At 68.7% G+C, this 22,391-nt stretch carries 21 protein-coding genes and 3 pseudogenes; 13 read left to right on the top strand and 11 right to left on the bottom strand.

Going from position 1 to position 22,391, the window contains the following annotated elements; all coding sequences use genetic code 11:
• Window positions 1-14: 14 nt before the first annotated feature.
• The 3 genes from QQK26_RS06205 (at window position 15) to QQK26_RS16420 (ending at window position 2,474) form a co-directional block, all read left to right on the top strand.
• A complete protein-coding gene (locus QQK26_RS06205; RefSeq protein ID WP_284231128.1) occupies window positions 15-944 on the top strand; it encodes a hypothetical protein in 930 nt (309 codons plus the stop codon).
• 71 nt (window positions 945-1,015) lie between these two features.
• The gene (locus tag QQK26_RS16425) at window positions 1,016-2,005 is read left to right on the top strand and encodes an LGFP repeat-containing protein (protein ID WP_431307987.1); all 990 of its coding nucleotides are present in this window, start codon (window positions 1,016-1,018) and stop codon (window positions 2,003-2,005) included.
• A gap of 67 nt (window positions 2,006-2,072) precedes the next feature.
• On the top strand, window positions 2,073-2,474 hold the full coding sequence (locus QQK26_RS16420) for an LGFP repeat-containing protein (protein ID WP_431307986.1): 402 nt from the start codon (window positions 2,073-2,075) through the stop codon (window positions 2,472-2,474).
• 12 nt (window positions 2,475-2,486) lie between these two features.
• On the opposite strand, the gene QQK26_RS06200 is transcribed toward QQK26_RS16420, so the two are convergent.
• On the bottom strand, window positions 2,487-3,098 hold the full coding sequence (locus tag QQK26_RS06200) for a histidine phosphatase family protein (protein WP_284231125.1): 612 nt from the start codon (window positions 3,096-3,098) through the stop codon (window positions 2,487-2,489).
• Window positions 3,099-3,193: 95 nt separating this feature from the next.
• Here QQK26_RS06200 and QQK26_RS06195 point away from each other — a divergent pair, with 95 nt between their 5' ends.
• The gene (locus tag QQK26_RS06195) at window positions 3,194-4,123 is read left to right on the top strand and encodes a decaprenyl-phosphate phosphoribosyltransferase (RefSeq protein ID WP_284231122.1); all 930 of its coding nucleotides are present in this window, start codon (window positions 3,194-3,196) and stop codon (window positions 4,121-4,123) included.
• A 53-nt stretch (window positions 4,124-4,176) separates the two neighbouring features.
• Here the strand turns inward: QQK26_RS06195 and QQK26_RS06190 are convergent, their stop codons facing one another.
• The 4 genes from QQK26_RS06190 to QQK26_RS06175 are packed head-to-tail and all read right to left on the bottom strand — an operon-like array spanning window position 4,177 to window position 6,515.
• Window positions 4,177-4,575 carry a glycosyltransferase gene (locus tag QQK26_RS06190; RefSeq protein ID WP_284231119.1) on the bottom strand — a complete coding sequence of 133 codons (399 nt, stop codon included), beginning with the start codon at window positions 4,573-4,575 and terminating at the stop codon, window positions 4,177-4,179.
• Window positions 4,572-5,288, bottom strand: coding sequence for a glycosyltransferase family 4 protein (locus QQK26_RS06185; RefSeq protein ID WP_284231116.1), 717 nt, complete (start codon window positions 5,286-5,288; stop codon window positions 4,572-4,574). The genes QQK26_RS06190 and QQK26_RS06185 overlap by 4 nt, the downstream gene beginning before the upstream one ends.
• Window positions 5,285-5,995: a polysaccharide biosynthesis protein gene (locus QQK26_RS06180; RefSeq protein WP_284231112.1), complete on the bottom strand. Its 711-nt coding sequence runs from the start codon at window positions 5,993-5,995 to the stop codon at window positions 5,285-5,287. Before QQK26_RS06180 ends, QQK26_RS06185 begins: the two co-directional genes overlap by 4 nt.
• Complete coding sequence (locus QQK26_RS06175; RefSeq protein ID WP_284231110.1) at window positions 5,928-6,515, bottom strand: hypothetical protein; 588 nt, start codon at window positions 6,513-6,515, stop codon at window positions 5,928-5,930. The genes QQK26_RS06180 and QQK26_RS06175 overlap by 68 nt, the downstream gene beginning before the upstream one ends.
• A 180-nt stretch (window positions 6,516-6,695) precedes the next feature.
• Here QQK26_RS06175 and QQK26_RS06170 point away from each other — a divergent pair.
• From QQK26_RS06170 to QQK26_RS06135, 9 genes and pseudogenes are all read left to right on the top strand, one after another.
• Window positions 6,696-8,093: pseudogene (locus QQK26_RS06170) on the top strand (arabinosyltransferase domain-containing protein); the annotation flags it as partial.
• 59 nt (window positions 8,094-8,152) lie between these two features.
• A pseudogene (locus tag QQK26_RS16415) lies at window positions 8,153-8,599 on the top strand (arabinosyltransferase domain-containing protein); the annotation flags it as partial.
• A gap of 66 nt (window positions 8,600-8,665) precedes the next feature.
• Window positions 8,666-9,193, top strand: a complete 528-nt coding sequence (locus QQK26_RS06165) for a hypothetical protein (protein ID WP_284231104.1) — start codon at window positions 8,666-8,668, stop codon at window positions 9,191-9,193.
• Window position 9,194: 1 nt separating this feature from the next.
• Window positions 9,195-9,728 carry an arabinosyltransferase C-terminal domain-containing protein gene (locus tag QQK26_RS06160; RefSeq protein ID WP_284231101.1) on the top strand — a complete coding sequence of 178 codons (534 nt, stop codon included), beginning with the start codon at window positions 9,195-9,197 and terminating at the stop codon, window positions 9,726-9,728.
• An 83-nt stretch (window positions 9,729-9,811) separates the two neighbouring features.
• Window positions 9,812-10,981 (top strand): UDP-galactopyranose mutase, encoded by a 1,170-nt coding sequence (glf, locus tag QQK26_RS06155; protein WP_284231099.1) that lies wholly within the window; start codon window positions 9,812-9,814, stop codon window positions 10,979-10,981.
• Between the two features lie 16 nt (window positions 10,982-10,997).
• Window positions 10,998-11,861 carry an ABC transporter permease gene (locus tag QQK26_RS06150; RefSeq protein WP_284231097.1) on the top strand — a complete coding sequence of 288 codons (864 nt, stop codon included), beginning with the start codon at window positions 10,998-11,000 and terminating at the stop codon, window positions 11,859-11,861.
• Window positions 11,862-11,863: 2 nt separating this feature from the next.
• Complete coding sequence (locus tag QQK26_RS06145) at window positions 11,864-12,601, top strand: ABC transporter ATP-binding protein (protein ID WP_284231094.1); 738 nt, start codon at window positions 11,864-11,866, stop codon at window positions 12,599-12,601.
• A gap of 68 nt (window positions 12,602-12,669) precedes the next feature.
• The gene (locus QQK26_RS06140) at window positions 12,670-14,562 is read left to right on the top strand and encodes a glycosyltransferase (RefSeq protein ID WP_284231090.1); all 1,893 of its coding nucleotides are present in this window, start codon (window positions 12,670-12,672) and stop codon (window positions 14,560-14,562) included.
• 12 nt (window positions 14,563-14,574) lie between these two features.
• A pseudogene (locus tag QQK26_RS06135) lies at window positions 14,575-16,514 on the top strand (DUF6541 family protein).
• A gap of 67 nt (window positions 16,515-16,581) precedes the next feature.
• Here the strand turns inward: QQK26_RS06135 and QQK26_RS06125 are convergent.
• Genes QQK26_RS06125 through QQK26_RS06100 form a run of 6 tightly spaced genes read right to left on the bottom strand, consistent with a single transcriptional unit; the run spans window position 16,582 to window position 22,353 of the window.
• On the bottom strand, window positions 16,582-17,409 hold the full coding sequence (locus tag QQK26_RS06125) for a glycosyltransferase (protein WP_284231080.1): 828 nt from the start codon (window positions 17,407-17,409) through the stop codon (window positions 16,582-16,584).
• On the bottom strand, window positions 17,406-17,951 hold the full coding sequence (locus QQK26_RS06120; RefSeq protein WP_284231076.1) for a glycosyltransferase family protein: 546 nt from the start codon (window positions 17,949-17,951) through the stop codon (window positions 17,406-17,408). The genes QQK26_RS06125 and QQK26_RS06120 overlap by 4 nt, the downstream gene beginning before the upstream one ends.
• A 26-nt stretch (window positions 17,952-17,977) precedes the next feature.
• On the bottom strand, window positions 17,978-18,349 hold the full coding sequence (locus QQK26_RS06115; protein ID WP_284231072.1) for a glycosyltransferase: 372 nt from the start codon (window positions 18,347-18,349) through the stop codon (window positions 17,978-17,980).
• Window positions 18,350-18,395: 46 nt separating this feature from the next.
• Entirely contained in the window at window positions 18,396-19,673 is a 1,278-nt protein-coding gene (locus QQK26_RS06110; RefSeq protein ID WP_284231070.1) for an exopolysaccharide production protein, read from the bottom strand.
• Between the two features lie 37 nt (window positions 19,674-19,710).
• On the bottom strand, window positions 19,711-21,111 hold the full coding sequence (locus tag QQK26_RS06105) for an O-antigen ligase family protein (RefSeq protein WP_284231067.1): 1,401 nt from the start codon (window positions 21,109-21,111) through the stop codon (window positions 19,711-19,713).
• A gap of 45 nt (window positions 21,112-21,156) precedes the next feature.
• Window positions 21,157-22,353: an acyl-CoA dehydrogenase family protein gene (locus tag QQK26_RS06100; RefSeq protein WP_284234475.1), complete on the bottom strand. Its 1,197-nt coding sequence runs from the start codon at window positions 22,351-22,353 to the stop codon at window positions 21,157-21,159.
• Window positions 22,354-22,391 lie beyond the last annotated feature (38 nt).

Raw genomic sequence — 22,391 nt, 5'->3', positions numbered from 1 at the left:
AGTAGCCTTCGCCCATGAGACGTGCACCGGTTTCGGGAACCCGGCTGCTTGCGATCCTCCTGGCGACGTTGGTCGTTGCAGTCGGATTCACCAGCTTCGACGGCTTCATGGGCAAATCGGGGAGAGCGGCCGCGGCTGACCTCCGTACGTTCGACCCCGGCAACATCATCAGCGATGAGAACTTCTTCAACAGCGCCACCATGGACGCGCCGGGGGTGCAGCGATTTCTCGATTCGCAAGTGTCGAGCTGCCCATCCGGAAGCCTGTGCCTGAAGAACTTCCGGCAGGACACCTTCACCCGCGCAGGCGACCGTTACTGCTCGGAGTACGCTGGAGCCGGTCGTGAATCAGCAGCTGACATCATTGCGAAAGTCGCTCGTGCCTGCGGCATCAACCCCCAGGTGATTCTAGTAACCCTGCAGAAGGAGCAGGGATTGGTGCGGGCTTCGAATCCGAGCCGAGCAGCCGTCGACCGGGCCATGGGGTACATGTGCCCCGACACCCCGCAAGGTTGCAACCCCGCATACTTCGGTTTCTACAACCAAGTGTTCAACGCTGCGCGGCAGTTCAAGCTCTACCAGTTCGCAACGAACTCCAACGGCAGCCCCTATTTCACCGCCTACGCCCCCGGGGGTGGCGCGACGTTCGCTTCAGCCCGACCGCGTCCTGCGGTTTGTCCCGAGTTTTCATCCAGAACCAGGCGACTGCGAACCTCTACTACTACACCCCGTACCAGCCGAACGCCGCTGCCCTGGCGAACGAGTACGGCCACGGAGACACCTGCTCTGCATACGGGAACCGGAACTTCTTCAGCTACTACACCGACTGGTTTGGAAGCCCCACCGTCGCGGTCAGAGGGACCATTGCTAGCTATTGGCGTTCACTCGGCGGCGCAGCGGGCGTTCTCGGCGGCCCGGAGCGAGGCGAGGTCTCCCATACGGTGAATGGTGGGGGAGCGCACCAAGCCTTCCGCAATGCGCAGGTGTACGTCGTGGGTGGCAGAGCGGTGCACCTCATGAACAACAGCCTCAACTATCAGCACTGGGCGCAGTACGGTGGCCAGAACGGAGCGCTCGGCTGGCCGATTACACCTGAGGTATGCGCCCGGGACAACTCCTCGTGCACCGTCTCCTTCACCGGGGGTGTCCTCGGATGGACCCCGTCCACCGGTGTGCACTCCATCGTTGGAACGCGCGCCTCGGAGTATCTCGCGCAGGGTGGGCCGGGTAGCAGGATCGGGCACCCCACGGGACCGGCCGAATGGGTGACGGCCAACGGAGGCGGCTGGGTGCAGCGTTTCAGTGGGGGTCGGGTGCACGCCGCGGGGAATGGTCCTGGCTTCTGGTTCAACCCCGACAGTCTGATCGGGCGCGAATACGATCGCCTCGGCGCCGGGGCGGGTGCTCTCGGTTGGCCGACGGGCCTCGAGCAATGCCGCGACGATGGCTGCTTCGCTGAGTTCCAGAGGGGCGTGATCACATGGTCGTCCACGCGAGGCGTTCAGACGTTCTCGGGAGAGACCGGTGCCGCCTATCTGCGTGGCGGCGGCCCGCGTGGCGAACTCGGCTTGCCGCTCGCCGCGCCGAGCGCAGTTAGCGGCGGTACCGTGCTCTCCCTGCGTGGAGGGGCGATTTACGCCCGGAGTGGAGCATCCGCGTTCTTCGCGACCGCGGCGAGCATGGTGCATGCCCGCTACGCCAGCCTCGGGGGAGCAACGGGTTCGCTGGGCTGGCCTGTTTCGGATGAGGACTGCGCGTCGGGCATCTGCGAGACCCGTTATCAGTCCGGCAGCATCGTGTGGACGCGAGCCTCAGGAGCGGTTGCCGTACTGGGAGCGCTCGATGAGCGTTATCGCGAAGCCGGTGGGCCCCGCGGCAAACTCGGCCCCCGGCTGCCGATGCTCGTACGAGCGCCTCCAACGGAGGAGGCCGCGTGCAGACGTTCGGGAACGGCATCGCGACTGCGACAAGTCAGGGATCGGCCTACGCCTACTCTGACAGCCTGATCCATCAGCACTGGGCTTACTGGGGTTCCGAGGCGGGACAGCTGGGCTGGCCGCTGAGCCCCGAGCGATGCGGAGGGGGCGCTGCAGCACGAGCTACTCGGGCGGCCTACTCGGATGGACCGCGGCGAGTGGCGTTCACTCCATCACTGGGGAGCGCTTCCGCTCGTACAGCGCTTACGGGGGTGAGGACGGGGCGCTCGGCGTTCCTGTGGGCGCGACGATCCCCTCGAGTGCAAGCGGCGGAGGGTCCACGCAGCGTTTCCAAGGGGGTTATGCGTACAGCTCCGCCGGATCGACGTATTTCGCGAATGGGGACAGTCTCATCCACGCTCGTTACCAGCAGCTTGGGGGTCCGGGGTCGAGACTGGGTTGGCCGACCTCGAACGAGGTCTGCGCGAACGGTACCTGCACGTCGCGGTATCAGGGAGGAACGCTGACGTGGACGGCGGCGGGCGGCGTGCGCGGCTGACCAGCCGCGCCCTCAGGACACCTCCGGTGCGAAGTAGGCAACCTCGACCAGCTGGCCGTCGCGAAGCGCGAGCGAAGTAATGCTCGAGAGCGCGCAGCGTCGACGGCGCGGGTCGTGCGCCAGTGAGCGCCTCGCGGCGGTTCGGGCCATCATCCAGATGGGCATCTGGTGGCTGACGAGCACCGCGTCGCCGGCCGAAGCATGGTCGAAGGCGTCCTTCACCTCGCGGAGCATCCGATCCCGGACCTGCGCATACGGTTCGCCCCACGAGGGGCGGAGTGGATTGACGAGGAATCGCCACGCCTCCGGCCGACCGAGGATTGCGAGACTGACGTCGTAGTCCTTGCCCTCCAAACGGCTCGTTGCTTCGAGCAGCTCTGGACGGAGCTCCGGCGTCAGACCCGTGAGGGCGGCCATAGGAGCCGCCGATTCCTGCGCGCGCTGCAACGGTGAGGTGCGCAGCACCCCAATCTCGCGCCCTGTGCTCTCGAGGTGCCGAGCGGAAGCCTCAGCCAGACGATGCCCGCGATCGCTGAGGCCGAAACCCTCCAGTCGTCCGTAGACGACGCCGGCAGGGTTGTGTACTTCGCCGTGGCGGACGAGGTGGACGAGGCGGTCGCTCATATCAGTTCTTTCATTCGGGCGCGGCGCAGCGTCCGGCGGACGGCGCCTCGGTCGGGTTTCCCTTATGCTATTCCGGGCGCCGCCGGGTGCCCGCGATGCGGAGGAGCAACAGCATTTCCGAGCCCGACCTGATCTCGACCGAACCGATTCCGAGACGAGGCATGATCGGTGGCATCATCGCCACGGCGCGCCCGAGGCAGTGGATCAAGAACCTCCTCGTCCTGGCTGCTCCGCTCGCGTCAGGCGACCTGTCGGATGTCGGTGCTCTGCTGGCAGTAGGGGTCGCGTTCGTCGCTTTTTGCCTCTGTGCTTCCAGCATCTACCTGCTGAACGACTCGCTCGACATCGAAGCCGACCGTGCCCATCCGAAGAAGCGGTTTAGGCCGATCGCGGCGGGAGAAGTGCCCATCGCCGCGGCATGGGCGTCGTTCGTGGTCCTCCTCGTCGCGGGTGTAGCCCTAGGTTTCGTAGTGAACGTCCTGCTCGGCCTTGTGCTGCTTGTCTACTGCGTGGTGCAGATCGCGTACTGCTTCTGGCTGAAGCACATCGCCGTACTCGACATCGCTGTCGTCTCGTCGGGATTCCTGCTGCGAGCTGTCGCCGGCGGGGCTGCGGCGGGGATCGCTCTCTCCCAGTGGTTCCTGCTGGTAGCCATTTTCGGATCGCTGCTCATGGTGGCGGGCAAGCGTTACGGGGAGATCGTCTCGGACCACGAGGCTGCGGCAACGCGTCGCTCCCTCAAGCACTACACCCCGAGCTATCTGCGCTTCATCTGGCAGAGCGCTGCGGCGATAGTCGTGATTGTCTACAGCCTCTGGACCTTCGAGGGTGAGGTCGCCGCTGGCGGCGACCAGCGGTTGGCCATCACCATCGTCCCCTTCGTTCTTGCGATCTTCCGCTATTGCCAGCACATCGATTCCGGTGATGCGGAGGCGCCTGAGGAGATCGCTGCGCATGATCGCCTCCTGCAGGTCCTCGCCGCGGTCTGGCTGATCGTGCTGTTCCTCTGCCTCTACTTGCCCTGAGCGCGTTCGGGCAACGCTGCGCACAGCTGCATCACGCTCTGCGGCAGTCGGTCTCAACCGCGGAGACGACCAGCCAGACGCTCGTAGGCCCGCGTCGACGCATCGACATGGAACAACTGGCGTGCCCGGGCCGCCCCGTCGTCGGGGAATGACATGGTCGGAAGGACCCGGAGCGCTTCGGTGATCGCCCCCGCATCCCTGCGGCGGACAATGGTGCCCATGCCCGTCTCTCGAGCGGGGACGCGCACGCCCGGAAGATCGGAGGCGATCACTGGGATGCCCATCATCATCGCCTCCACCTGGACGATCCCGAACGCCTCGAACGCGTTGACCGATGTCAGGGCGAAGACGTCGATCGAGCCGTAGAAGCCGGCTAGCTGCTCGTCGTCGAGGAAGCCCATCAGCTTGATCCGGTCGTCGGCGGCGATCTCTGCTTTCACCCTGTCGATCACCGACCCCCGGCGATCTGAGCGAAGTCGCCCGCGATGAGCAGCCGCGCTGCCGGATCGTCGAGAGCCCGGAAACCACGGACCAGGTAATCGATCCCCTTCTCCTCGACGATGCGGCCGAGGAAGCCGACGTGAAGCCCTGTCCCGTCCCGGAACTCTGCGGTTCCTCGATCCCGATCATGGCATCCGGGTGCGATGACCTCCAGTTTCGGTAGAAGTGAGGCGCTGATGCGCGAGTTTCGCGCATAATCCTCGGTCGAGACGACGACCGCGTCGGCGTTGCGAGCGGCCATGCGAGACGCGCGATCCATGAGGCGGCCCTGGAGGGTGTTGAGAGGTCCCGGGGGCAAGGAGACGTCGCAGTGGTACGTGAGCACTACCGAAGCTGCGGTACGGGACTTCACGAGAGCGGCCGCGAAGCCGGCCTCGAGCATCGGAGCATGGAGGTTGACGACGTCCGCATCGACCGCCTCTCGGACGATCCCGCCGACGAGACCAGGAGCCACGACGCCCTTGCCGATCCGGATGGCCACCGGATGGCGGACTACTCGAACGTCGTTGATGATCTCCTCGCTCGCGAGTGCTCGGTCGTGGGCGGTGGTCACGACCACCACCTCGTTGCCTCGCGCTGCGAGTCCTTCCGCGACATCGCGGGCCACATTGGTGAGACCGCTGACGTAGGGCGAGTAGTAATTGAGGGCGATGACGAACTTCACGAAGCATCCTTCGATCGGAGGGCGTTGAGACTGCGTCGCAAAGCGACGATGGCGCCAGCGGCGGAGCCGACGAGGACCGCTGAACCGCTCGCCAGGGTGATGCCGGCAGGAACGGCGAGCGCGACGAGCACCACGGCAGCTGCCGCGAGGGCGACCGTCCACGAGATCGCCACGTCTTGAGGTCGTCTCGCCGCGAGGAGCAGCTGCGTGCCGATGATCAGGGCGACGTGCACGATGACCGCGCCCACGAGCAGGCCGACCCCGAAGCCCTCGAGACTCCGGCCTGCGCCGAAAACGAACTCGATGATCGGCGGGCCGAGTATGGCGCCGAGCAGGCAACCGGTGATAGCGAGCGCGAGCAGGATCGTCGCTCCGAGACGGACCCGCCGGACGAATTCAGCGCGATCCGCTTGCTCGATCATCTGGGCGAAGGGAGATATCAGCATGCTCTGCAGCGGCACGACCATGAAGAGCGGGATGCGCGCAAGACTGAAGGAGTACTGGAACTGGCTCGCGACGCCTGCTTGTGCGAGCGCGAATACGGCGATCGGTGCTGCATTGACGATCAACTGCGCGATCAAAGTCGAGGGCAGCAGTGTGAGCGCTACTGGCAGCGGATCGGCCGTGGACCTGAGGCTGTCATCGCCCCGGAGCACCGAGATGCCGACGGCGTGCGCGACGAGGGCCGACAGGGGTACCGCGAGCATGAATGGGAGGAGCGTCGTCGGTCGCGACCAGCGCCGCGAGCAGGGCGACGATGACGCGTCCACTCGCATCGACGATGAGCATGATCGAGTAGAGCCGATTCCGCCCCAGGCGCAGGGCAGCTCCCCGCACGGAGAACTGCAGTGGAGCCGTGACGAGCATCGCTCCGACGGCCACGCTCAGGGCTAGGCTGCCCGGTCTGGTCCAACCACCGGTCGCGATGCCGGTGGCCGCCGCAGCGAAGACCACGGCGACGGCCATCAGCGTACCCGCCGTGAGCATCAGCCTCGACGACCAGCGCGGCGCCAAGCCCTGCCCGCTGGCGAGCATCTGCTCGATCGGGAGGAAGAACCCGAACCCGAGAATCAGACTCAGGGACCAGAAGACAGCGAACAGATCGGAAGCCTCGTCGGCCAGACTCCTCGACCCGATGGCGAGGAAGGCGTACGTTCCGAGCCCTGCGACGAGGGTCGCGAACAGTGCCAGTCCCGCAGTTCCACGGGACGAGCTCTGGACTGCCATGCAGTCGAGGCTATGCCATAATTTCCGCGGTCCGCGCCGACGCGATCCCTCGTCCCATCACGCGGTAGGGATCCACGTCCTGACTCTCCTCGACCGCCGGTCCGGGGCGGAGCAGCATCGAAGGGTTCACCGATCGCTGCGCAGAGATCATCGATTGAGAGGTTGCCCCGCGTGCTTGGAATGTCCGACAGGAGCCCGAAGAGCTCCCGCTGGGTTGCGATGATGCTGACGGCGGCCATTGCGATGCTGGCAGGCTTCGCGCTCGCCATCGCACCGGTCACACAGCCCGAGGTGACCGTGACCTGGCCCCAGGAAGGGCAGGAGGTGGAATCCACCGCACTGCTGCTCGCGAACCAGACGCCGCACCGACTGGAGCTCGAACTGACCGGCGCCGCGGTGCAGAGCGCTTCCGGCGGCGGCGGTACGGTGTTCGCGACGATGCGGCCGGATCGCGTCGGAGTGGACGAGACGGCCGGTGACATCGGCATTCCGGGGCTGCTCGTGAGCGTCTCCGGTGACCAGCTGTCGTGGGCTACCGGCTTCGAGCGACTCGAGTCCGCGTGGTCGGTCGACGACGTTTGGACTCTGACCTCATCTGTCGACGGGATGATCATCGAGCGTGATGGAGCCGTTGCTGCGCAGTGGGATACGACACTGCCGCCGCAGATCGATGCCCTCATCACGGACGCCCGGGGGCAGGAGGCCGCGGCGCTCAGTGCATCGGTTCAAGCGGTCGACGACGCCAGCACCGAGTCGACAGCGGTCAAGTGGATCGTACTCGTCATAGCTCTCGCCGCTCTCGTCGCTTCTGCGGTCCTGATCAGGCGCGATGACCGGCGGATCGAGGAGCTCTCGGCTGTCGCGGCGCGTCCGCGGCCGCGTCGCGACTGGCGGCTCGGCGTCATCGATGCGGCAGTCGTGACCGCTGTGGTGGTCTGGACGTTCATCGGTTCGATGACCGCCGACGACGGCTACTACGCGACGATGTCGCTCAACAACGATGAGGCTGGCTTCGTCGGCAACTACTTCCAGATGTTCAACCAGCCGTTCGCCCCATTCGTCTGGTTCTGGCAGCTGCTCGACGTCTGGCAGCAGATCGGTGGGAGCAGCGCGGTGTGGCTGCGCATCCCATCGCTGATCGCCGCTGTCGCTGCGTGGTTCGTCGTCCGCGCCTTTGTCCGCTCTTACGTGCACCTCGAGGGGGCGCTACAGATCGTTCTCGTCGGCCTGGCCGGCATCGTCTTCGTGGCGTGGTGGAGTGCATTCAACATCGGAACGCGTCCGGAGAGCGTCGCGTCGCTCGCGACGATCCTCGCAGTACTGCTGATCTCCCGCGCCATCGAACGGTCCCGACTGCTCCCTGCGTTCGGCGCCGTCGTGGTCGCATCCCTCGCATTCACCGCTCATCCCACGGGGGTGGTCGCGTTCGCCCCGCTACTGCTCTCGGTGCCCGCCCTCTGGCGGATCGCATCGTCCAACGGATCTGGTCTCGGGGCCGCGCTCGCACGGACCGCAGGCGTAGCCAGCGGCGGCGTGGCGGCGCTGATCGCGGCCTTCCACGACGCCTCGCTGTATGACGGACTGTCGAGTCAGCGGCGTTTCGCTGCGGTTGAAACCCCCGTACCTGGGTCGATGAGCTGGGGCGTTACAACTTCCTGCTCGAGTGGGGTCCTCAGGGCTCCTACATCAAGCGGCTGCTCGTCCTCGTCGCCCTCCTCCTGGTCGTCTGGTTCATCGTCGCCTGGGTCTGGGACCGCCGAACGGCACAGCGAACGATCATCACTCCGGTGGCCTTGCTCGGTTGGTCCTTCGCCCTGGGCTTCGTCCTCATCTGGATCACGACCAGCAAGTGGTCGCATCACTTCGGAGCGATGGCTTCGGTCGGCGGTCTCTTCGTCGCAGTCGCGGTCGTACTTCTCCCCAAGCTCCTCGCCCGAACGCTCAGCAGCGGCGCTCGTGTGTGGGGAAGCGTGCTCGGCGTCCTCACCCTGGCGCCACCAATCGCCCTCGCATTCTCGGGACCGAACTACTGGTACTCGTGGAACGCCGGTCTCCCGCAATCCGGAGAGGCACCGCATCTCGGACCCATCGGATTCGGAAACCTGGCGGCATGGGTCATCGTCGGGCTGATCGTGCTCGCATGCCTCTACGTGTTGCGGGTCCGGCGCGCGAACTCGGATGGTTCTGCGCTGCTCGCCGCGCCCGCGATCGTCGTCATCGGTGCCATGGTGCTCGGCACCGGCTACATGTTCGCGACATTCACGTATGCGACCGCACGCATGATGCCCACCTTCTCCACGGCGGCTGCCAACGTGATCGACCCGCTCGGTGGCTCGTGCCTGTCCAGCAAGGCAGTCTCCACATGGGATGCCTCCGATGGGGTGCCGTTGCAGCCACTCCGCGGTGGCGATGACGTGTACACGGACCGATTCCTGCCGCGCGGTCTGGATACAGCGACTGTCACCGGCTCCGGAGCCTCCGTGTGGGCCACGACCGATGGTTCGTCGAATCGCGCCATCAGCGTTGATGCCGGCGAGTACGCGTGGCCCGAGCTCGCCGATGAGGAGCGTGTGGTCATCGCTGCGGGGGCGCGTCGCCGAGGCCGCTCCGACCCGTATCGAGGTGGTCTTCCGTGCTGCGGACGGAGCCGAGGTCGGACAGCCGGTCCGCATCGATGACGTGACCGACTGGGAGGGCTGGCGGACGTTCGACGTGCCGCCTCCCGCCGACCCCGCGGTGAGCTTCTCGATCGTCATCTCGAGCACCTCCGCAGCGCAGGACGACTGGGTCGCTGTCGCGGGACCGAGCATCGCCGAACGCAGCACGCTGCTCGATGACGTGCCTGCGGGCGCGGCAGTCTCATCGCATTGGATGACCACGTTCTGGTTCTCCTGCGAGCGCCCTCCAGCCATTGCGGATGGCATCATCGAACCGCCCGCTGCATACACCTCGGTCGATGCGGGCGGCGGAGATCTCAACCCGTGGCGCGTGCAGCGCGGGGGCATCATCGCGGGCGTGCAGCGTCTGGGCGATGTGATGACCACGGAGGACGACATGCTGGGGTTCGGTCCGGACTGGGGCAACGTCCACCTGGTCGATTACCCGGTTGCCGAGGAGGCTTACGACGTCTCGGTCGAGCGGGTCGTCACAGCGGGCTGGCGCAGCGCGTTCCCGGAACCCAGTCAGCTGATTGTCGTCGAGCGTGAGGGCTGAGCACGCTGGCTGCTCGGCGGCGATATCCCATCGAGTAGAGTTCTACGTCTCACCACCCCTCGAATCATTTGGAGCGATCCCGCGTGTCCTATGACCTCATCGTCGTCGGGTCCGGCCTCTTCGGCCTGACCATCGCGGAGCGCTGCGCGAGCGAGCTCGACCTCAAGGTGCTCATCATCGACCGCCGCAGCCACATCGGCGGCAACGCGTACAGCGAAGCCGAGCCCGAGACCGGCATCGAGGTGCACCGCTACGGCGCGCACCTGTTCCACACCTCCAACGAGAAGGTGTGGGAGTACGTGAACCGCTTCACCGCCTTCACCCCCTACGTGCACCGGGTGTACACCACGCACAAGGGCGAGGTCTACCCGATGCCGATCAACCTCGGCACGATCAACCAGTTCTTCCGGGCTGCGTACACGCCGGGCGAGGCCCGCGAGCTGATCAAGGAGCAGGCCGCCGAGCTCGCCGGCCAGGACCCGCAGAACCTCAACGACAAGGGCATCCAGCTCATCGGCCGCCCGCTGTACGAGGCGTTCATCCGCGACTACACCGCGAAGCAGTGGCAGACGGATGCGAAGGACCTGCCCGCGTCGATCATCAGCCGCCTGCCGGTGCGCTACACCTACGACAACCGCTACTTCAACGACACCTACGAGGGCCTGCCGGTCGACGGCTACACCGCCTGGCTCGAGAAGATGGCGGACCACCCGAACATCACGGTGCAGCTCGAGACCGACTTCTTCGACGACTCGCAGGAGTTCTCGAAGTCGAAGGTCGTCGGCTCTACCCCGGTCGTCTACACCGGCCCGGTGGACCGGTATTTCGACTACGCGGAGGGCGAGCTCGCCTGGCGCACCCTCGACTTCGAGGAGGAGGTGCTGCCCATCGAGGACTTCCAGGGCACGCCGGTCATGAACTACCCGGACGCGGACAAGGACTACACCCGCATCCACGAGTTCAAGCACTTCCACCCGGAGCGCGCCGACTCGTACCCGAAGGACAAGACGGTCATCATGCGCGAGTACTCGCGCTTCGCCGAGAGCGGCGACGAGCCCTACTACCCGGTGAATACGCCGCAGGACCGCGAGCGGCTGCTGGCCTACCGCGAGCTGGCCAAGGCCGAGCAGGACGTGCACTTCGGCGGGCGCCTCGGCACCTACCAGTACCTCGACATGCACATGGCGATCGCGTCGGCGCTCGGCATGTACGAGAACACCCTCGTGCCGCACTTCCGCGGCGAGAGCGCCTGAGCGCCGACTCCCGCACGTGACCGATATCGACCTCAGCGAGTTCCGCACCCCCGGGCGCGGCAAGGGGCTGCTCGACGTCTTCCGCTGGCGCTACCTGCTGCGGCTCCTGGTGCGCAAGGGCACCCAGACCCGGTACCGCGGCTCCGTGCTCGGCTGGGTGTGGTCGTATGTGAAGCCGGCCGCCCAGTTCGTGATGTTCTACATCGTGATGGGCGTGTTCCTGCGTTTCGGCGCGGAGATCCCGAACTTCGCGGTCTACCTCTTCTCGGGCATCGTGCTCGTGAATTTTTTCAGCGAGGGCTTCGGCAACGCAACGCGATCGATCGTCGACAATGAGGCGCTCGTCAAGAAGATCTACCTGCCGCGCGAGCTCTTCCCGATCGCCGCGGTGATCGTCTCCTTCACGCACTTCCTCCCGCAGCTGGCGATCCTGTTGCTCGCGAGCATCGTGCTGGGGTGGACGCCGTCGCTGGTAGGCATCGCCGCGATCCTGCTGGGCACGTTCCTGATCGCGGCCGTCTCCATCGGGTTCGGCATGATCTTCGGGGCACTGAACGTCGCCTTCCGGGACGCGCAGAACTTCGTCGAGCTGGTCCTCATGTTCGCGACCTGGGCCGCGCCGGTGCTCTACTCCTGGGACCTCGTCGCCAGGGTGCTGCCGTCCTGGCTCTTCCACCTCTATCTGGCGAACCCGCTCTCCGCAGCGGTGGAGCTGTTCCACATCGGATTCTGGCTGCCCACGACCACCGACTCCCCGCTGCAGCCGCCCGCCGAACTCTGGACCGTGCTGCCCTACAGTGTGGCATTCGCCGTCCTCTCGCTCGTGCTCGGTCAGCTCGTCTTCCGACACTTCGAGCGCCGTTTCGCCCAGGAGCTGTGAGCATGTCCGCCGTCACCACGCGACCGAGCATCCTCGTGCAGAACGTGCGCAAGACGTTCCTGCTGCGCCGCACCCACTCCATGAAAGAGGCCTTCGTCGGCTGGATCCGGCGCAAGGACATCAAGGCCCGCGAGTTCCAAGCGCTCGACGACGTCTCGTTCGAGATCCTCGAGGGCGAGTCGGTCGCCTTGATGGGCCTCAACGGCTCGGGCAAGTCCACGATGCTCAAGCTCATCTCCGGGGTGCTCGAGCCGGATGCGGGGCGGGTGCTCGTCCGCGGGCGCCTTGCCGGCCTGATCGAGGTCGGAGCGGGATTCCACCCTGACCTCTCCGGGCGCGAGAACGTCTACCTCAACGCGGCGATCCTCGGCATGAAGGCCCCGGAGATCGATGCGCGCTTCGACGACATCGTCGCGTTCAGCGAGATCGGCGAGTTCATCGACACCGAGGTCAAGCACTACTCCTCGGGCATGTTCATGCGCCTCGCCTTCTCGGTGGCGATCCACACGGAGCTCGACGTGCTGCTCGTGGACGAGGTGCTCGCCGTCGGCGACGCGCCGTTCCGCGAGAAGTGCCGCATCAAGATCAAGGAGCTCGCGGCCCAGGGCAAGACTATGGTCATCGTGAGTCACGACCAGGAGATGGTGCGCGAGCTCTGCGAGCGCGGCATCGTCATCCGTCACGGCAAGAAGGTCTTCGAGGGCGGCATCGAGGACGCGCTCGTCGAGCTCCACGGCTGAGGAGCGCGGATGGTGTCTCCGACCCGGGGTAGGATCGGTCGGTCCTGATCCGCCTCTCGAGGAGAGCTGTGCCCCACGTCCTGCAGAACGTCATCTTCCCGACCAGCGGCGACCCCGAGGTGCTGCCGCTCTACCTCGATCCCGAGGCGTGGACGGAGATCGATGACGATCCGGTTCGAGTCACCGCGATTGCGGACATCAACACCATCCGCAGCCAGCGCAGCGCGATCGTGCCGGCCGGCGCGCGTGTATCCTACGCGGCCTACTTCAACGGGTTCCCGGCGTCGTACTGGCGTCGCTTCACCAAGGTCGATCACGTGACGCTCCGCCTCGAGCTGCAGGGCGAGGCGCGCATCGTCGTGAACCGATCGAATCCTCGCGGGGCGATCCAGACGCTCGAGTCCCGGGTCGTGACCGGAGCCTCGCAGGAGTCGTTCACCCTTCCGCTCGCCGGCTTCCTCGACGGCGGCTGGTACTGGTTCGAGATCATCGCCGGCCCCCAGGACGTCGAGCTGGTCAGCGGCGACTGGGTGACCGACTCGGAGCCGGTAAACCCCGGATTGCTCGACATCGGCATCACGACCCTGAACAAGGCCGACTACTGCGTGCGCACGCTGCGCACCCTCGCCGACGATGCAGCGCTGCTCGAGCAGATCGGCCGCATCATGATCGTCGACCAGGGCACGAAGAAGCTCGTCGACGAGCCGGGCTACGACGAGGTCGCCGCTCGTCTCGGCGACAAGCTGCAGGTCATCGAGCAAGCCAATCTCGGCGGCTCCGGCGGCTTCGCGCGCTCGATGTTCGAGCACCTCGAGCACCCCGATGCCGAGTACCTCATCCTGCTCGACGACGACGTCACCGTCGAGACGCAGGGCATCCTCCGCGCCCTGACCTTCGCGCGCTACGCGCAAAAACCGACCATCGTCGGCGGGCACATGTTTGACCTCAACGACCGCACGGTGCTCAACGCCTACGCCGAGGTGGTGCACCTCGACCGCTTCATCTGGGGTCAGAGCACCAAGAACCAGGTGCGGCACGACTTCCGCCGCGCGAACCTGAAGCAGACGCCGTGGATGCACGCGCGCATGGACGCCGACTACAACGGCTGGTGGATGTGCCTGATCCCGAAGGCGGTCATCCGCAAGATCGGTCTGTCTTTGCCGCTCTTCATCAAGTGGGACGACTCGGAGTACGGCCTGCGCGCCAAGGAGCACGGCTTCCCGACGGTCTCGCTGCCGGGCGCTGCGCTCTGGCACATCTCGTGGCTCGACAAGGACGACAGCATCGACTGGCAGGCGTACTTCCACGCCCGCAACCGCCTCGTCGCGGCGCTGCTGCACGCGCCGCAGGGGCGCGGCGTGCTGCTCGACTTCACGAAGCTGCACCTCAAGCAGCTGCTCCAGATGCAGTACTCCGCCGCCTCGCTGCGCATCCGGGCCATGCAGGACGTGCTTCGCGGGCCGGAGCACCTGCACGCCGAGATCGCGACGATCCTGCCACAGGTGCGCAGCGAGCTGCAATCGTTCGGCGACGCGCGGATCTACCGCGATGTCGAGGAGATCCCCTCGAGTCGGCGCGGACGCGTCGTGGTCAGCGGGACCTGGGAAAGCCACCCGGGCGGATGGACGCGTATCGGCGTCTGGGCGGGCCTGTCGTCGCTCCGCCACTTCTTCGTCAAGGCCAAGGATGAGCAGCTCGACCGGCCCGAAGCGCAGCTCACCCGCTACGACGCGACATGGTGGCGCGTGCCGCGCTACGACAGCGTGCTCATCACCACGGCCGCCAGCGACGGCATGCACTGGTACCGCCGCGACCGCGCGCAGTTCCGCAAGCTGCTGCGCGAGGGGCAGGCGCTGAACCGCCGGCTGCTGCGCGAGTGGCCCAAGCTGAGCGCCCGGTACCGTGCGGCGTCGAAGGACGTCACCTCCCCGGAGGCCTGGAAGCAGACCTTCGGCCTCTAGGCCGGCCGCGCCATGCTGACCGCCCTCCTCATCGCCGCGGCGGTGCTGCTCCTGCCGGGCCTCGCGCTCGGCTGGGTGCTGCGCCTCGGCGCGGTGCGGATGGCGGCCCTCGCGGGACCCTTCGCCGTGCTCCTCCTCGGCGGCGCCGGCGTGGTCCTGGCATGGGCGGGCGTCGCGTTCGCAGCGCCGCAGGTGCTGCTCGTGCTCGCCGCCCCCGTGCTCCTCGCCATCGCCGTCTCGACCAGGCGCGGTCTGCCGCGCCTGCCGTTGCGGCGGGGCTGGCCGGTCGTCGCCGCGGGAATCGTCGCGGCTGTGGCGATCGCCTGGTTCGGCCTCAGCGCCACCGCTCCGTGGGGCGCCGCGAACCAGAGCTACGACGGGGTCTTCCACGCGAACGTCGTCAGCTCGATCCTGGCGACCGGCGACGCATCCTCGTTCGACCTGTACTCGATCGCGCGGATCGGCGGCGACGGCGTCGAGTTCTACCCGGGCGGATGGCACGCGCTCGTCGCCACGGTGGCGATGCTCTCCGGGGCGAGCGTGCCGGTCGCCGAAGCCGCCGTTTGGGTCGGCGTCGGTGCGCTCGTCTGGGTGCCCGGCGTCGTCGCGCTCGCCGACGCGCTCTTCGGGCGCGGTCCGCAGCCGCGGGTGCTGCTCAGCGCGACCGCCCTCGCGGCGGCGGCGTTCCCGCTGTTCCCGGGACTGCTGCTCGCCTGGGGCACCATCTTCCCGACCGGGCTCGCGATGGCGCTGCTCCCGGCCGGGTTGGCGCTGCTGGTGCGCGCCGTGGAGCGCGGCGGGCTGCGGGAGGTGCTCCTGCCCGGTGCGCTGTGGCTGGGTGCGGCGGGGCTCGCGCATCCGCGATCGCTCCTGAGCCTCGTCGCCGTCGCGGCGCCGCTCGCGATCGTCGTGCTCGCGCGTCTCATCCGCTTCGGATGGCAGCGCCGCCGCCGGCTGACGATCGCGGCGATCGCCGCATCCGCTGCGCTGCTCATCGGGGGCCTAGGAGCGGTCTACCTCTACCTGGTCCGCTCTTACGGGCTGGCGGAGCGTTCGCTCGCGGACCGCCTCAACGGCGGGCCGGCCACCGCCACGGACGACCTGCCGACCGCGCTGCTGCAGTCGCTGACCATGAGCCCCGCGCTGCCGACGGGGCAGCCGGCCCCGCACGCCTGGCTGCTCGCCCTGCTCTGCGCCGCGGCGCTGGCGCTGCTGCTGCTCCGCGGCCCGCACCGCTGGGTCGCCGCGAGCGTGCTGCTGGTGATCGGCCTCTACACGGCGGCGGCGGGTTCGAACGACGACTGGGCGAAGGTGCTCACCGGCGCCTGGTATAAGGACCGCTACCGCCTCATCACCCTGCTGCCGATGCTGCTGGCGCCGGTGCTCGGCTTCGCTGCGGCGCGCATCGCCCACGGTCTCCGCGACCGTCCGAAGGCGAAGCGGATGAGCGCCGCCGCGGCTGGGGCCGTCGCGCTGGCCATCGCCGCGGTCACCGCCGGGCCCGTCGCCGTGCGCGACGCCGCCGCTGCCTCTTACGCTGTGCCAGCATCCGGCGGCCTCATCGACGCGGACGACGCCGCCGTGATGGCCGAGATGCCCGGCATCGTGCCGGCGGGGAGCGCGTGATCGGCGACCCCTGGGACGGCGCCGTGCTCACCTGGGTGCTCGGCGACCGCGAGCCGGTGTTCCCGCACCTCACCGGTTCCTGGGGCGCCGACCGCGAGCTCCTCATGGCGCGCCTCGACCAGGCGAGCACCGATCCCGAGGTCTGCGCCGCGCTCGACCGGCTCGACGTGCACTACCTCTACAGCTCCGGCAGCGAGCTCTGGGGTGGCGGCGACGTGCAGGCGCAGCCCTTCACCACGATCACCGCCGCAGCGGACGCCCCGGGCTTCGAGATCGTCGCCGAGCAGGGCACCGCGCGCCTGCTGCGCATCACCGCCTGCGACTGAGCGGCGAGCGGATGCGGGCGCGCGCTCAGCAGCGGCAGCGTGCGCTCAGCGTGCGTCCGCGCTCGCTTCAGCGCCCGCCGCGGGCGATGAAGCGCCGGTACAGCGTCGTGCGCAGGCCCTCCGGCACGAAGCGGTAGACGCCACGGACCGCCACGTTGCGCAGGTACTCCCGCCGCGAGGTGAAGCCGATCCGCCGGAAGGCCCGCTGCAGCAGCATCTCGCTGCGCCACTGCTCGCGGCCGCCGCGGCGCGAGTACGCGCCGGTGCCGACCCGGTACATCACCACGGGCTCCGCGACGTTGTCGACCTCGGCGCCGCCGGCGATCATCCGTGCGAAGAGCCAGTAGTCCTCCATCCGCCCCATCGGCTGGTAACCGCCGGCGGCCAGCACGGCGCGCTTGCGGAACACCACGGTCGGATGGCTGAAGGGCTGGTGGAACCGGGCGTAATCGCGGATCTGCTCGGCCCCGATCGGCGGGGTGCGCTGCGCCAGCACCCTGCCGCCCTCGTCGGCGAACTCGAGCATGCCGCCCCCGACGAGGTCGCGACCGTCCTCGAGCAGCGGCAGCTGCCGCGCGAAGCGCTCGGGCAGGGAGATGTCGTCGGCGTCCATGCGCGCGACGATGTCGTGCTCGCAGCGCTCGAGGCCCGCGGTCAGCGCGGCGGTGAGGCCCTGGTTGCTGTCGAGGCGCAGGGTCTCGACCGGCACCGGGGAGGCCTCGACGGCGGCGAGCACCGCGGCCTCGAGCGCCTCGCCGAGCGGCCCGTCCTGCACGAGCACGACCTGCGCCGGCGGCACGGTCTGCGCGCGCGTCGAGCTCGAGAGCGCCCGCTCGAAGTGCTCGGGGTCGTCGCCGGCGTACACCGACATGAGCAGGCTGAACGGCGCGGTCATCGACGCTCCAGGTCCGCGACCAGTGCGGCGGTGGCGGGCTGGTCGCCGAGCGCCTCGGCGTTCGGGCGCGGCGCGGTGCGCCAACCGTCGTGCCACCCCTTGACGGCGGCGTCGCGCAGTGCGGAGCGATCGCTGGAGCTGGCGACGGTGCGCGCCCAGCGCAGCAGGGACGAGCCGCCGTAGAGCAGCTTCTCGGCGGGGCGCAGCGAGCGCGAGGCGCGCAGCATCCAGACCTTGTTGCGCACCTCCCAGTAGAACCGGGGGCCCGGGTCGGCGTCGGTCGAGCCGAACTTCGCCGTCTTGTGGAGCACGACGCTCGAGGGCACGAACACGCCGTCCGCGTCGCGGAGCAGCCGGGTGGAGTACTCGAAGTCGTCGTTCCAGAGGAAGTAGTCGACCACGGGGAGGCCGTGACGGCGCACCGCATTCGCTCGGACCAGCATCGAGACGAAGGAGGTGCTGCGGATCGGCATGGCGCCGACCCGCTCGGCGTCGCGCGCCTCCCGCCCACCGACGAAGGGCTTGCGGCGCGGCGTGTTCATCGGGTGATCGCGGCCGTCGGTCCAGATCACGCGGGAGCCGGCGACGGCGACCCGGGGAGCGCCGCGGTCGTCGCGAGCAGCGCCTGGAGCGCGCTCGGCGTCGGGATGGTGTCGTCGTCCATCGCCCAGATCCAGTCCGGCTGCAGCTCCAGCGCGTGCGCGATGCCCGCGGCGAAGCCGCCGGCCCCGCCGGTGTTGCGATCGAAGCGCACGACGACCGCATCCGGCGCGGTCTGCGCCGCCACCTCGGCCGAGTCGTCGTCGCTGCCGTTGTCGACCACCACGATCCCGGCGAGCGGGACGGTCTGCGCGAGCAGCGCCTCGAGCGCCTCGCGCAGCAGGTCGCGACGGTTCCATGCCGCGATGACCGCGACCACGCGCGGGGGAGTCGTCGTCACGGTGCAGCGTCCTCTGGAGGGGTGGAGGGGTTGGGATCGCGTCAGTCTACCGACGGCCGGCCTCGGCCGCCGCGCGGGTCCGCCAGCTCACCGCCCCCGACACCTTCGCCGCGCAGACGACCAGCAGCAGCCATCCGAATCCCACCAGCACGCCGCTCTCCACCGTGCTGTAGGCGATGAGTGCCGCGAGGACGACGGCGGGCCAGCACGCCACGACGGTGCGCTGCCGCAGCGCCAGCAGCCAGCCGCGCCCGAAGGCGAGGCCGAGCAGCACGACGAGCACCATGACGCCGACGAGGCCGAGCTGCAGCCAGATGTCGAAGAAGGCGCCTCGTGCCGAGGTCTGCTCGAGCAGGAAACGGCCGTCGATCGCGAGGAACGGGGGGATGTCGGTGCGCCAGATGCCCGACCAGCCCCAACCCAGCACGGACTGCAGCTCGGCGACCTGCACGACCTCGCGCCAGACCGGCAGCCGCACCGCGAGCTCCCGGTGGTCGGTGATGAACGTGACGACGACGGCCCGCGACAGGTACAGGGTCAGCGCGATCACCACGGCCAGCAGCAGCAGCCCGACGCTCACGACCGAGCGCGTCTCGGGGGCGGCGCGCCGCAGGGTGCTCAGCAGCCAGCCGACGACGAGCGCCGCCGCCGCCGTCATCACGGCCACGACCGACGACGCGAAGAGCAGGCAGAGCCCGGCGAGCACGAGCGAGAGCGCACCGGTCAGGCGCGAGACGCTGCGGGTGCGCAGCTCCACGACGAAGCTCGCCCCGGCGACGACCGCTGCCAGCGACAGGGCGGCCTGGTCGCCGAACACACCCTGGATCGGCCCGCCGGTGGCGAGGTCGCCGCGGATGCCGAGGAACACGATCGGCATGTCGATCAGCAGCCCGGCGAGCACCTCGAGCGCGACGGAGAGCAGCAGCGCTGCGCGGAGCACGTCGCCGACGACCCGGACGATCTGGATGAGGTCCCGCGTCGCGGCGATGATGAGGCCGAGCAGGGCGGTGCCGACCTGCAGCGCCACGCCGCCGACGGTCACCCACTGGTACTGGCTCCAGACGACGCTGAGCGCGCTGAGCCCGAGCAGCACGGCCACCGAGATGGGCAGGGCGACGTTCCACTCGATCCGATCGCGCCGGGCCCACACGATCGCGGCACCGAGCGCGACCAGCGCGCCGATCAGGCCGATGTACCCCGCCCATCCGCTCAGCTGACGCACCAGATGCGACAGGGCGATCGCCGCCACCGCGCAGGTCGCCCAGGCCTGCACGAAGCGGGCGTGGCCGACGAAGGCCAGCAGCGGGGCGACGATGCCGGTCATGCGCTCGCGACCTCGTCGCCGGGGCGGGTCGTGACGGTCAGCTCCACGGCACGGGCCTCGCCGCGGCGGGCTGCAACGGCAGGATGCGCTCGTCGCCGGGCGTGCGACGCTTGAGCCCCAGCACGAGCACGCAGAGCAGGAACCAGCCGTTCTCGTAGAGCATGTGGCTCTCGGCGATGGACTGCACGAGCAGGGCCACGAGGATCAGCAGCGGCAGCATCCCGAGCGCGTCGTACGGGCGGGTGCCGCCGAACGCCGTGCGCAGCGGCTGGTCGAGCGCCGCCGTCCAGGCCCTGGCGAGCGTGCCGAGGATGAGGATGGCGAAGACGACGATGCCGACGACGCCGAGCTGCAGGAAGAGGTCCATCCAGGCACCGTGGGCCTCGTACTGGCGTACGCCGTGCACCTCGACGAGATCCTCGAGGTAGGTGGCCCAGGGCATCCAGAAGCTCGTCCAGCCGTGCCCGAAGGCGGGGCGCTGCGCGGCGAACTCACCCACGCTGGCCCAGATGTCGGTGCGCCCGGTGAGGTCGCTGCGGCGACCGAGCAGGGCGAGCAGCGGCTCGCGCAGTGCGACGGCGGCCGCCACCGCGAGCCCGAAGCCCGCGATGACACCGATCGTGGCGAGCCCGCGTCGTCGGCGCATACGGCGCAGCAGCAGCACGACGCCGGTGACCACCGCGCAGGCGACGAGGATGACGACGACGGTGGCCGAGGCCGCGAGCGCGAGCATCACGAACGCGAACGCCAGCCAGCCGATGCCGCCGGCCCGGCTCACGCGCTTGTCGACCAGCTGCACCGCGAACACGAGCACGGCGAGCACGGCCACGAACCCGAGCGCCGTGGCGTTGCCGAAGAGCCCCTGGATGCGCTCGCCGGTGAACAGCGACGCGCGCGACCAGTAGAGGAGCAACGCGACGTCGCCGTCCGGCCGCTCCATCCAGAGCGGCAGCACGGGATGGCGGATGAAGACGGCCACGACGAGCTCGAACAGCAAGCTGCCGACCAGCAGGATGCGCAGCGTGTGCGCGAAGGCGCGCAGCATCTCGGCCCAGCTCAGCATCGAGACCAGCAGTGCCGCCGCGAGCGTCGTGCCCCAGGTGGCGATGATGCCGACGATGGATGCGCTGGGATACGCGGACCACGCCATCGAGATCGTCAGCAGGCCGAGGAACGCGACCAGGCCGGTCGGCACGTTCAGCAGGGTGAACCGAGGACGCAGCACGAGCAGCGCGGCCACGGCGCCGACGATCGTGAGCCCGGCGAGCACGCCCCAGCCGGGGTAGCCGAAGGCGTTGCGCAGCGGGCGCCCGCCGAAGACGAGCAGCAGCAGCACGGTGCCGACGATCACCCGGTGCGAGGTCAGGGCGTTGGCGATCCGGTCGCGGCGGGAGGGCGCGGACGGCTCCGTCACGGGCGCGGGCTGAGGCAGGGGCACCGCCTCAGGCTACCGGGGTGCGCTCGCGCGCATCCGCTGGCCGCATCACACGAACGCGGCGACGCCGGTGACGGCGCGACCGACGATGAGCGTGTTCACCTCGCGGGTGCCCTCGTACGAGTAGATGGCCTCGGCGTCGGCGAAGTGCCGCGCGACCCCGTGCTCGAGCACGATGCCGTTGCCGCCGACGATCTCGCGACTGCGGGCGACGACCTCGCGCATCCCCGCGGTGCAGAAGGCCTTCGCGAGGGCCGAGTGCTCGTCGCGCTGCACACCGGCGTCGAGCATCTTCGAGACCTGCACGCACATGCCCAGGCTCGCGGTGATGTCGCCGAGGCTCTTGACGAGCAGGTCCTGCACGAGCTGGTGCGCGGCGATGGGCTTGCCGAACTGGACGCGCTCGGTCGCGTAGGCGCGCGCCGCCTCGTATGCGCCGATCGCGATGCCCACCGCCTGCCATGCGACCTCGGCGCGCGTGAGGCGCAGCACCTTCGCCGTGTCCTTAAAGCTGTTCGCGCCCTGCAGCCGCAGCGACTCCGGGATGCGCACGTCGGTGAGCGCGATGTCGGCGTTCTGCACGGTGCGCAGCGCCTGCTTGCCCTCGATCTTCGTCGCGACGTAGCCGGGAGTGTCCGTGGGCACGATGAAGCCCTTGACCTGCCCGTCCTCCTCGCTCTTCGCCCAGATCACGGTGATGTCGCTGAACGTGGCATTGCCGATCCAGCGCTTGGAGCCGTTGAGCACCCATCCGTCCCCATCGCGGCGCGCCGTGGTGCGCAGCCCCTGCGCGCTGTCGCTGCCCGAGAGCGGCTCGGTGAGACCGAAGGCGCCGACGACCTCGGCGCTCGCGAGCCGCGGCAGCCACTCGGCCCGCTGCTCCGGCGATCCGCAGACCCCGATCGCGCCGAGGGCCAGACCGTTCTGCACGCCCACCCAAGTGGCGATGCCGGCGTCGACGCGGCCCATCTCGAGGGCCGCCCAGCCGCGGAACACGGCGGAGTTCTCGAACGCGGCGGTCTCCTCGAACCCCAGCCCGAGCATCCCGAGCTCCGCCAGCGGCCGCTGCAGCTGCACGGGGAACTCGGCGCGCTGCCAGTAGTCGTCCGCGATCGGCGCCACCTCCGCCTCGAGCCAGGTGCGCAGCTCGGCGAGCTTGCCGCGCTCCAGCTCGGTGAGCTCGGCGCTGTAGCCGAGGAAGTCGCTGACGAGGGGGAGAAGGTCATGACGTGTGCTCCATCGCAGGTGTCGGGGCTTCGACGCTACGCGCGGACATCCGCCGT

The sequence above is a fragment of the Arenivirga flava genome, assembly GCF_030161575.1.
Classification (GTDB): domain Bacteria; phylum Actinomycetota; class Actinomycetes; order Actinomycetales; family Microbacteriaceae; genus Arenivirga; species Arenivirga flava.
The sequence above is the reverse complement of the archived record's forward strand: the minus strand, read 5'-3'. Positions and strand labels throughout refer to the sequence as shown.